Genomic DNA, 8,007 nt, shown 5'->3' with positions numbered 1-8,007 from the left:
CGCCCCCCCCCCCCCCCGGCGGGGGCCGCCCCCCCCCCCCCCCCCCCCCCCCCCCCCCCCCCCCCCCCCCCCCCCCCCCCCCCCCACGGCTGTTTTGTATGAGAATGCGACACGCCGTTCAATCGGGGCGGGGTGCAGGAATTTTCTGCACGCAGGGTTTCCGTCGCGTTCGGGGCTCGTTAGTCAGCGCAAAGAGGAATTCCCTCTGGTGACATGAGTTGCCGAAGAAAGGAACACGATGAAGTCCCTGAAGGCCGCCGCTGTCGTCGCCGGGTCCATGGCCATCGCTGGTGCCGCCGCGCCCGCCTTTGCCGCCGAGGCCTCCGACCTCACGCCCTCCAGCCTCAACGGCGCCCTGGAGACCGTCACCAGCCAGCGCGAGCTCAACGTGCAGGACGTGATGCCCCTGCAGCACCAGTCGAACGGGCTGGACACCGAGAACAAGAGCTCCCTGCTCCATACCGTGAACGGCGCGGCCAAGGCGCTGAACACGGCAGCCGGGCCCGCGCAGCTCCTCGGCGGGCTTCCCCTTCAGAGCTAGCCGGCTCATTTCATCGCGTGTCTTTCCGCAAGGCCTGCGGGCATCTCTCTAGGCTTTGGAGCAAATCTCCAAGGAAAGGGCTGACGATGAACACCGCAAAGAAGGCCGCTCTGATTTTCGCCGCCGCCGGAATGGCCGCGGGTGCCGCCTCGGGCAGCGCCTTCGCCGACTCCGGTGCCGAGGGCGCCGCGCTCAATTCCCCGGGCGTCGCCTCCGGCAACGTCATTCAGGTCCCCGTGCACGTACCGGTCAACGTCTGTGGCAACACGCTCAACGTCATCGGCTTGCTGAACCCAACCTCCGGGAACGCCTGCGCCAACGGCTGACGTACTAGCGCGAAAAGGGCCGACTCCACACCCCACGGAGTCGGCCCTTCCCCGTTTTTCGAAAGGCCTCCCTCGTTCGTGTGGTCGGTTGCCGGGTCATCGCCCGGGTGGGTGAAGGAACGGCCGGGCCCGTTCGGGCGCGTCGATAAGGTTCCGCGGTGACCTCAACCTCAAGCGAAACGCGCCCTTTCCGGGCCGCCGATCTCGGCACGCTCGCCGTCATGGCCTTCAGCGGTGAAGTGCCCGACGGCGACATGCCCTATCTCCTGGCCTACTCCCTGGGCGACAGCGAGGTCGGCCCGGAGGGCACTTCGGCCGCCATCAAGCAGCTGCTGAGCGACAACGGTCTGCCCATCGGCGACAGGCTCGTCGACGGTTCCCGGCATCCGAGCCTGCCGCTCACCCTCCTCGTGGAGGCGGGCCAGGCCGTCGTCACCATGCCGTCGTACCTCCACGCCCAGTGCGTCGCACCGCCGGAGTGGCTCGCCGCGGTCGGCGAACGCGGCTACGCCTACTTCCTGTTCGCCACCCGCGCCTGGCCCGACGCCGCGCCCGGCAAGCCCGTCGCGCCGGAGAGCCTGGCCGCATTCGCGGGTGACGAGGAGACCCTGCTCAGCGCGGCGCACGTGCTGCTGCCCGCGCGCAGCCTGCGCAGCTGATGACAGCCGCTGCGGGACAGGTGACGGGCGGCGGTGCGGCCGTGCGGACCGCGGGCAGCAGCCGCGCGTTCGCCCTGCTGCTGGTGATCACCGGTGCGGCCGGTCTCCTTGCCGCGTGGGTCATCACGATCGACAAGTTCAAGCTGCTGGAGAACCCGAACTTCGTGCCCGGGTGCAGCCTGAACCCGGTCGTCTCCTGCGGCAACATCATGAAGAGCGAGCAGGCCTCGGCGTTCGGGTTCCCCAACCCCATGCTGGGCCTGGTGGCGTACGGCATCGTCATGTGCGTCGGCATGAGCCTGCTCGCCCGCGCCGCCTTCCCGCGCTGGTACTGGCTGACCTTCAACGTGGGCACGCTCTTCGGCGTCGGATTCTGCACGTGGCTGCAGTTCCAGTCGCTCTACCGCATCAACGCGCTGTGCCTGTGGTGCTGCCTGGCGTGGGTCGCCACGATCATCATGTTCTGGTACGTGACGTCGTTCAACGTAGGGCATGGATTCCTGCCCGCTCCGGGCTGGTTGAAGGGATTCCTCGGGGAATTCGCCTGGGTGCTTCCGTTGTTGCACATCGGCATCATCGGGATGCTGATCCTGACCCGCTGGTGGGACTTCTGGACCAGCTGATTGTCGACCCGGCGGAATATATGGACGAGCTGCCTATTGGGCCCGTCGGGGGAATCTTGAACTGATGGCGTTCTCAGCATCGTTACGCGGTACGGACGCTGAGCCACCCGAATTCCGAAAGGGACCGTACCTGAGATGAAGCCGACCACACGAGGAACACTTGCCGCCGTCCTGACCGGCGTCGCGGCAGCGTTGGGTGCCGCCGCCGAGGCCCCTGCCGTCGCGGCCGAGACGGTCCCCGTCCCCGTACCGCTCAACGGTGTGGAGAACGCCCTCAACGTGCAGGTGCCCAAGATCGCCGGGGAACTGCCGGTGCCCATGCCGGGCGCGCCGGAAGGGCCTCGGTACGTCGAGGGTCGGCTGATCCCCGAGCACGCGTTGCCCCAGCTGCCCGTCACCGGGGGACTGCCCGGGGCGGACGCCCGCACGCCCCTTCCGCACATCCTCGGGGACGGCTTCGACCACCTCGGTGTCGGCGCGCCCGCGGCCGACCTACGCACGCTGACCCCCGGTCTGTCCACGGACGCCCCGCTCACCGCGCCGAGCGCCGACAACTTCGGCCTCCCGAGGGTCCCTCAGGCCGCCGTCCTCCCTCCGCTGTTGAAGACGACGCCCGGGGCGAACCTGGAGATGGGGAGCAGGGCGTAGCGGCACCCAGGGGCGGCCCCGGCGTCGGGCCCGGGCCTGCTTCCGATACCGCCGCCGACGCCACCGGGGGCCAACGCCACTGAACCCGACCGAATCCGCCGAGAAGAGAACCATCGGCGCCCGCTGTCTGCCAGCCCGGACGCCGGGATCGGGCGGCTCGCAGCACGGCCGGATCGTCGCACGGCACGAGGAAATGCCGCTGTGGGGCGTGACGCCGGACGCGCTGGAGGACCACAGCGGGATTTACCGGTATGCGTAGGGCGGTGCGAGCGTGCGTCCGCGTTCGCGCACGGCGGCGTGATCGTTGGACGCGGCTACGGCGAGGCCCCCGGCAGTGAATGCTGCCGAGGGCCTCGCCGATGCGCGTGTCTGGCGTCAGTTGCCGTAGCCGAAGCCGCCGTTGTCCTCGTGGCCCTAGTTCACGCAGGTGTTGCCGAAGGCCGGGTTCAGCAGGCCGATGACGTTGACGGTGTTCCCGCACACGTTGACCGGCACGTTGATCGGGACCTGAACGACATTGCCCGAAGCGACACCGGGCGAGTTGACGGCCTGGCCCTGAGCGCCGGCGTCCGCCATGGCCAGGCCGGCCCCGCTGAGCACCACGGCACCCGTGCCAAGAGCGACAGCGGCAGCCTTCGCGATGCGAGACATCACGTTCTCCTTTGACTCGATAAGTGCGGCTGCACGGGCGCGACCGCACTCCTCCTTCAACGCACCCACCCACACCTGGTCACGGCGTTCATCTGGGGATCACCCTTTCCGAACAGGCCATTCCATCCGCCTGCCGTATCCCGGGCGGAAATTCACTTCGGCCGACGGCATGCCCTCAACTAGCCTGCCAGGCATGCCGACCGACCAACTGACCCGTGTGATCGGACTGTTCGCCAAGGAGGCCCGGGTCCGGGCCTTCGCCGCGGTGGCTCTGGGCGCGGACACTCCTGCGAAGGTCATAGAGAAGGCGGGGCTGTCTCCGAAGGACGCGACCGTGGCGCTGCGGCGGCTGCAGGACCAGGGAGTGATCACGGAGGGCGAGGGAGGACTGGGCGTCGCCTACGGTCGCTTCCGGGACCTCGCGCGTTCCGTACAGGCACCGCAGCCCGTCGAGAGCTACGGCTCCGGGGTCGAGCGGACCGAGGCGGTGCTGGGGACCTTCGTGCGCGACGGGCGCCTGGTGCGGCTGCCCGCCCAGTGGGAGCGCAAGTTGGTCGTGCTCCGGTACATCGCCGAGCGGACCTTCGAACCGGGCGTCGAGTACCCGGAGCGCACCGTCAACGAGAAGCTGCGCGCCTGGTGCGAAGACGCGCCGACCGACCATGTGACGCTACGGCGATACCTGGTGGACCTGCATCATCTGCGTCGGCAGTACGGCGTCTACTGGCGGCCCGCGGAGGCGTGAACGGGAGCGTGCGGTGCGGACGGGGTGCCAGGCCCCTCAGTTGAGGTGGCGGATGGGGCACCCACCCGCTCGGTCGAGGTGGCGGAGCGGACGCCGACCGCTCGGTCGAGGTGGCGCAGGGGACGGCCGACCGCTCGGTCGAGGTGGCGAACGGGATGCGCGGGTTGGTCTGCCGAGGTGGCGAACAGGATGCCCGGGTGCTCAGCCGAGGCGGCGTATGGGCGTGCCCGCCAGGAAGGCCTGGATGTCCTCGACCGCCGCGCTGTAGTACGTCTCGTAGTTGGCCCGCGACACATAGCCGAGGTGCGGGGTGGCCAGCAGGCGCGGGGCCGAGCGCATCGGGTGGTCGGCGGGGAGCGGCTCGATGTCGAACACGTCGACGCCCGCTCCGGCGATCCGGCCGCCGTGCAGCGCGGCGAGCAGCGCGTCCTGGTCGACGATCGCCGCCCGCGAGGTGTTGACGAGGTAGGCGGTCGGCTTGAGGAGGGCCAGCTCGGCGGCGCCGATCAGGCCCTTGGTGCGGTCTCCGAGCCCGAGGTGGACGGAGACGAAGTCGCTGCCCGCGAGCAACTCCTCCTTGGAGGCGGCCAGTTCCACCCCCATCTCCTCGGCGCGCTCCTTGGTGAGGTTCTGACTCCACGCGCAGACCCGCATGCCGAAGGCGAGGCCGACCTGTGCCACCCTGCCACCGATCTTCCCGAGGCCGAGCAGACCGAGCCGGCGGCCGTGCAGATCGGCGCCGACGGTGCTCTGCCAGGGGCCACCCGTCCGCAGCGCGTTGCTCTCCCTGACGATGCCCCGCGCGAGGCCGAGCAGCAGCGCCCAGGTCAGCTCGACCGGAGGCGTCGAGGAACTCGGGGTGCCGCACACGGTGACGTCGTGCGCCTCGGCGGCCGCGTAGTCGATCACCGTGTTGCGCATTCCGGAGGCGATCAGCAGCCTCAGCCGCGGGAGTCGGGCCAGCAGCGAGGCAGGGAAGGGCACCCGCTCGCGGAGGGTGACGACGATGTCGAAGTCCGCGAGCGCGTCGGCCAGAGTGACTTCGTCCGTGAAGTGGTCACCGAAGCTGACGACCTCCACCTCGTCCGCGATCTCCGACCAGTCCGCCATCTCGGCCGCCACGTCCTGAAAGTCGTCCAGCACGGCACAGCGAAGTTGCATGTCAGGTCCCTCCCACGCTCAGTCGGACCCTACCCGAGCCGGGAAAGCGCACTTGGGCCGACGGGGACGAGTCGGCTCCGGGAGAAGCGGCGGCGGCCGCTCGCCCCCCGTGGCAGTATCTGGGCTCCATGAGTGCGTCCCTGGCAGTACGGAGCTTGCGCGCGGCGGTGTTCGCCGTGCTGTGCGTGCTGCTGGCCGCCGGCGGCCACGGGCTGGCGACAGGGGAGGGGCCGCCGCTGAGGGCGGACGGTGCTGGGGTCCTCGCCGTCTTCGCGGGCGGCTTTCTGCTGGGCGGCCGGGAGCGGTCGCTGCTCGGCATCGGTGGCGGAATGCTGGCCGCGCAGGCCGGACTCCACCTCGGGTTCGAGGCTGCCCGCCCGCGTATGGCGATGAACATGCACGGGGCGCACATGATGCACGCCCACGCACACGCCCTGACGCCCCACGCCACGGCCGCGCATGTGACCGCCGCCCTGCTCGCGACCTGGTGGCTGCGGCGCGGCGAGGCCGCGTTGTGGTCCCTGCTGCGGTGGGCCGTGGCGCTCGTGCCGGGGCTCGCGGCGTGGTGGCGGGTGGGGACGGGACCGTGTCCCGTACGGGCACACCAGGACGTCGTACGCCGGAACGCCTTGGAGACATGGCCGCCGCGGCAGGTGCTGCTGCGGCACGCCGTCTCCCGTCGGGGACCGCCGGCCGGGCTCGCGTACACGCCCTGACCGCATCCACACCAGTACGGAGTTCCCCTGATGTCCCCGACAAGCACCACCCTGCGCCGAGCCGGCTTCGTAGCCGCCCTCACCACGGCCGGAGTCCTGACGGCCGCGGGCGCGGCCTTCGCGCATGTGACGGTCCACCCCGAGAGCTACGCCAAGGGCGCCACGGACGGCGTGCTGACCTTCCGCGTCCCCAACGAGGAGGACACCGCCAGCACCACGAAGGTGCAGGTCTTCCTGCCCACCGACCACCCGGTCCTGGGTGTCCTGGTCACTCCGCAGTCCGGCTGGACCGCGAAGGTGACGACCACCAAGCTCAAGACGCCCATCAAGACCGACGACGGCACGATCACCGATGCCGTCTCCGAGATCACCTGGACCGGCGGTCGGATCCGCCACGGCGAGTTCCAGGACTTCAACGTCGCCTTCGGCCAACTTCCCGACGACACGGATCAGCTGGAGTTCAAGACGCTGCAGACCTATTCGGACGGCAATGTCGTCCGGTGGATCGAGGAGACACCGAAGGGCGGCGAGGAGCCGGAGAACCCGGCGCCGGTGCTCACGCTGACGGCCAAGGACACGGGGGAGGATTCCTCCGGGGAAACTTCCGGTGCGGCCTCGTCGTCGAGTTCGGGATCGGATGCCAAGAGCTCGACCGCGAGCAGCAAGAGCAGTGACTCGACCGCACGCGGCCTCGGCATCGCCGGCCTGATCGTGGGCGTGCTCGGCCTGGCCGCGGCCGGATTCGCCCTCGCGCGAGGCCGCAGCGCCCGCTCCTAGCCGGGGAAACGGGGGCGGCTGCCACCCAGTCGATGGGCGGCTGCCGCCCCGCCGCTCTCAACTCCCGTCGGCGGGGCGGACCGCCCACCGCTGCTCGACCTTGGCCAGTCGCCAGTACGCCACCGCCGCGGCCCAGACGACCACGAACAGGCCGACGATGATGTACCCGACGTTGTCCATGTCGAGCCCCGCTATCCAGCCGGTCACGTCGTCGCGCAGGTCGAGTTTGTCGTGCAGCACGCCCACCAGCTCGATCGTGCCGATGAAGAAGGCCACCGCGATGGACAGGCCGGTGATGGTGAGGTTGTAGAAGACCTTGCGCACCGGGTTGGAGAAGGCCCACTGGTAGGCGAAGTTCATGAACGTGCCGTCCAGCGTGTCGAACAGGCTCATCCCCGCCGCGAACAGCAGCGGCAGGCACAGGATGGCGTACCAGGGCAGTCCGGCCGCCGCGCCGCTGCCCGCCATCACCATCAGCGTGACCTCGGTGGCGGTGTCGAAGCCGAGCCCGAAGAGAAAGCCCAGCGGGAACATCTGCCCCGGCCGCGTGATGGACTTCGTGAAGCGGCCGAGGATGCGGTTCATGAACCCCCGGGAATCCAGGTGCTGTTCGAGTTCCTCCTCGTTGTACGTCCCCGCCCGCATCGCCCGGAAGACACGCAGGATGCCGATCAGCGCGACGAGGTTGAGGGCGGCGATCAGGTAGAGGAAGGACCCGGAGACCGTGGTACCCATGACGCCGAGCACCTGGTGCGTGCTGGAGTCCTCGTTCATGATGCGCCCGGCCAGTTGGGTGCCTCCGGCGATGAGCGCGGCGAGCAGGACCACCACGCTGGAGTGCCCGAGCGCGAACCAGAAGCCCACCGAAACCGGTCGCTTCCCGTCGGCCATCAGTTTGCGAGTGGTGTTGTCGATAGCGGCGATGTGGTCCGCGTCGAAGGCATGCCGCATGCCCAGGGTGTAGGCGGTCACGCCGAGGCCGATGCCGAACGCCTTGGATCCGACCTCGTAGTGCTCCGGCACGACGAGCAGGAACAGGATGCCGAACGCGACGATGTGCAACGCCGCGATCACGGCCAGGAGTACAGCGGTTCGGACGGTGTCCTCGCGGCGCCACCGGAACCCGGTGGCGGGGGACGACTGCGCGGGCAGGGTCATAC

Annotated in this window: 11 protein-coding genes; 8 read left to right on the top strand and 3 right to left on the bottom strand. The window is 69.7% G+C overall.

Annotation, left to right across the window (positions count from 1 at the left end):
* The first annotated feature begins 238 nt into the window (after nucleotides 1-238).
* From ACIBK0_RS03005 to ACIBK0_RS02985, 5 genes are all read left to right on the top strand, one after another.
* Nucleotides 239-541: a hypothetical protein gene (locus tag ACIBK0_RS03005; RefSeq protein ID WP_399074889.1), complete on the top strand. Its 303-nt coding sequence runs from the start codon at nucleotides 239-241 to the stop codon at nucleotides 539-541.
* An 86-nt stretch (nucleotides 542-627) separates the two neighbouring features.
* Entirely contained in the window at nucleotides 628-867 is a 240-nt protein-coding gene (locus tag ACIBK0_RS03000) for a chaplin (protein WP_399074887.1), read from the top strand.
* A 158-nt stretch (nucleotides 868-1,025) separates the two neighbouring features.
* Complete coding sequence (locus tag ACIBK0_RS02995) at nucleotides 1,026-1,526, top strand: DUF5949 family protein (protein ID WP_399074885.1); 501 nt, start codon at nucleotides 1,026-1,028, stop codon at nucleotides 1,524-1,526.
* On the top strand, nucleotides 1,526-2,149 hold the full coding sequence (locus tag ACIBK0_RS02990) for a vitamin K epoxide reductase family protein (RefSeq protein WP_399074883.1): 624 nt from the start codon (nucleotides 1,526-1,528) through the stop codon (nucleotides 2,147-2,149). The genes ACIBK0_RS02995 and ACIBK0_RS02990 overlap by 1 nt, the downstream gene beginning before the upstream one ends.
* Nucleotides 2,150-2,284: 135 nt before the next feature.
* Nucleotides 2,285-2,797: a hypothetical protein gene (locus tag ACIBK0_RS02985; protein WP_399074881.1), complete on the top strand. Its 513-nt coding sequence runs from the start codon at nucleotides 2,285-2,287 to the stop codon at nucleotides 2,795-2,797.
* A 414-nt stretch (nucleotides 2,798-3,211) separates the two neighbouring features.
* Here the strand turns inward: ACIBK0_RS02985 and ACIBK0_RS02980 are convergent, their stop codons facing one another.
* Nucleotides 3,212-3,448: a chaplin gene (locus tag ACIBK0_RS02980; RefSeq protein WP_399074879.1), complete on the bottom strand. Its 237-nt coding sequence runs from the start codon at nucleotides 3,446-3,448 to the stop codon at nucleotides 3,212-3,214.
* A gap of 193 nt (nucleotides 3,449-3,641) precedes the next feature.
* Between ACIBK0_RS02980 and ACIBK0_RS02975 the strand changes: the two genes are divergently transcribed.
* Nucleotides 3,642-4,193 carry a DUF2087 domain-containing protein gene (locus ACIBK0_RS02975; RefSeq protein ID WP_399074877.1) on the top strand — a complete coding sequence of 184 codons (552 nt, stop codon included), beginning with the start codon at nucleotides 3,642-3,644 and terminating at the stop codon, nucleotides 4,191-4,193.
* Between the two features lie 201 nt (nucleotides 4,194-4,394).
* Here ACIBK0_RS02975 and ACIBK0_RS02970 read toward each other — a convergent pair whose 3' ends face one another.
* On the bottom strand, nucleotides 4,395-5,354 hold the full coding sequence (locus tag ACIBK0_RS02970) for a D-2-hydroxyacid dehydrogenase family protein (RefSeq protein ID WP_399074875.1): 960 nt from the start codon (nucleotides 5,352-5,354) through the stop codon (nucleotides 4,395-4,397).
* Between the two features lie 128 nt (nucleotides 5,355-5,482).
* On the opposite strand from ACIBK0_RS02970, the gene ACIBK0_RS02965 reads away from it, so the two are divergent.
* Nucleotides 5,483-6,070, top strand: a complete 588-nt coding sequence (locus ACIBK0_RS02965; protein WP_399074873.1) for a hypothetical protein — start codon at nucleotides 5,483-5,485, stop codon at nucleotides 6,068-6,070.
* Nucleotides 6,071-6,100: 30 nt separating this feature from the next.
* On the top strand, nucleotides 6,101-6,847 hold the full coding sequence (locus ACIBK0_RS02960; RefSeq protein WP_399074871.1) for a YcnI family protein: 747 nt from the start codon (nucleotides 6,101-6,103) through the stop codon (nucleotides 6,845-6,847).
* A 57-nt stretch (nucleotides 6,848-6,904) separates the two neighbouring features.
* Here the strand turns inward: ACIBK0_RS02960 and ACIBK0_RS02955 are convergent, their stop codons facing one another.
* Entirely contained in the window at nucleotides 6,905-8,005 is a 1,101-nt protein-coding gene (locus ACIBK0_RS02955; protein WP_399074869.1) for a HoxN/HupN/NixA family nickel/cobalt transporter, read from the bottom strand.
* Nucleotides 8,006-8,007 lie beyond the last annotated feature (2 nt).

Origin of the sequence: Streptomyces sp. NPDC050564, assembly GCF_044457265.1 — a bacterium.
In the GTDB taxonomy this organism is placed as follows: Bacteria; Actinomycetota; Actinomycetes; order Streptomycetales; family Streptomycetaceae; genus Streptomyces.
This window is presented reverse-complemented; position numbering and strand designations above follow the sequence as displayed.

What these genes read in the sequence shown, in the direction of transcription:
- ACIBK0_RS03005 (WP_399074889.1), top strand. Translation starts at nt 239, where the DNA reads ATGAAGTCCCTGAAGGCCGCCGCTGTCGTCGCCGGGTCCATGGCCATC.
- ACIBK0_RS03000 (WP_399074887.1), top strand. Translation starts at nt 628, where the DNA reads ATGAACACCGCAAAGAAGGCCGCTCTGATTTTCGCCGCCGCCGGAATG.
- ACIBK0_RS02990 (WP_399074883.1), top strand. Translation starts at nt 1,526, where the DNA reads ATGACAGCCGCTGCGGGACAGGTGACGGGCGGCGGTGCGGCCGTGCGG.
- ACIBK0_RS02985 (WP_399074881.1), top strand. Translation starts at nt 2,285, where the DNA reads ATGAAGCCGACCACACGAGGAACACTTGCCGCCGTCCTGACCGGCGTC.
- ACIBK0_RS02980 (WP_399074879.1), bottom strand. Translation starts at nt 3,448, where the DNA reads ATGTCTCGCATCGCGAAGGCTGCCGCTGTCGCTCTTGGCACGGGTGCC.
- ACIBK0_RS02975 (WP_399074877.1), top strand. Translation starts at nt 3,642, where the DNA reads ATGCCGACCGACCAACTGACCCGTGTGATCGGACTGTTCGCCAAGGAG.
- ACIBK0_RS02970 (WP_399074875.1), bottom strand. Translation starts at nt 5,354, where the DNA reads ATGCAACTTCGCTGTGCCGTGCTGGACGACTTTCAGGACGTGGCGGCC.
- ACIBK0_RS02965 (WP_399074873.1), top strand. Translation starts at nt 5,483, where the DNA reads ATGAGTGCGTCCCTGGCAGTACGGAGCTTGCGCGCGGCGGTGTTCGCC.
- ACIBK0_RS02960 (WP_399074871.1), top strand. Translation starts at nt 6,101, where the DNA reads ATGTCCCCGACAAGCACCACCCTGCGCCGAGCCGGCTTCGTAGCCGCC.
- ACIBK0_RS02955 (WP_399074869.1), bottom strand. Translation starts at nt 8,005, where the DNA reads ATGACCCTGCCCGCGCAGTCGTCCCCCGCCACCGGGTTCCGGTGGCGC.